Annotated in this window: 1 protein-coding gene; it reads left to right on the forward strand. The window is 52.1% G+C overall.

Annotated elements, in window-relative coordinates:
- A partial coding sequence (gene tuf, locus HYQ67_RS23800) for an elongation factor Tu (protein WP_202308656.1) occupies nucleotides 1–1059 on the forward strand: 1059 nt, incomplete at its 5' end.
- Nucleotides 1060–1068 lie beyond the last annotated feature (9 nt).

Here is a 1068-nt window from a genome sequence, read left to right on the forward strand (position 1 = left end):
GCTGCTCGTGCATTCGACCAGATCGATAACGCACCAGAAGAAAAAGCTCGTGGTATCACCATCAACACTTCCCACGTTGAATATGACACCCCGACTCGCCACTATGCGCACGTTGACTGCCCAGGGCACGCCGACTACGTTAAAAACATGATCACCGGTGCTGCTCAGATGGACGGCGCTATCCTGGTTGTTGCTGCGACTGATGGCCCTATGCCACAGACCCGTGAGCACATCCTGCTGGGTCGTCAGGTTGGCGTTCCATTCATCATCGTGTTCCTGAACAAGTGCGACATGGTTGATGATGAAGAGCTGCTGGAACTGGTAGAAATGGAAGTTCGTGAACTTCTGTCTCAGTACGACTTCCCGGGTGACGATACTCCAATCGTACGTGGTTCTGCTCTGAAAGCGCTGGAAGGCGAAGCAGAGTGGGAAGCGAAGATTGTTGAACTGGCAGGCTACCTGGATTCTTACATCCCAGAGCCAGAGCGTGCTATCGACAAGCCATTCCTGCTGCCTATCGAAGACGTATTCTCCATCTCCGGCCGTGGTACAGTTGTTACCGGTCGTGTAGAGCGCGGTATCGTTAAAGTTGGCGAAGAAGTTGAAATCGTTGGTATCAAAGAGACTGCTAAGTCAACCTGTACTGGCGTTGAAATGTTCCGCAAACTGCTGGACGAAGGCCGTGCTGGTGAGAACGTTGGTGTTCTGCTGCGTGGTATCAAACGTGAAGAAATCGAACGTGGTCAGGTACTGGCTAAGCCAGGCTCAATCAAGCCGCACACTCAGTTCGAATCTGAAGTTTATATCCTGTCCAAAGACGAAGGCGGCCGTCATACTCCGTTCTTCAAAGGCTACCGTCCACAGTTCTACTTCCGTACAACTGACGTGACTGGTACCATCGAACTGCCAGAAGGCGTAGAGATGGTCATGCCGGGCGACAACATCAAAATGGTTGTTACCCTGATCCACCCAATCGCAATGGACGACGGTCTGCGTTTCGCAATCCGTGAAGGCGGCCGTACTGTAGGCGCTGGTGTTGTTGCTAAAGTTATCGCTTAATCGCTGATA

The organism is Dryocola clanedunensis subsp. sulfonylureivorans (assembly GCF_016756775.1).
Taxonomy (GTDB): domain Bacteria; phylum Pseudomonadota; class Gammaproteobacteria; order Enterobacterales; family Enterobacteriaceae; genus Dryocola; species Dryocola clanedunensis.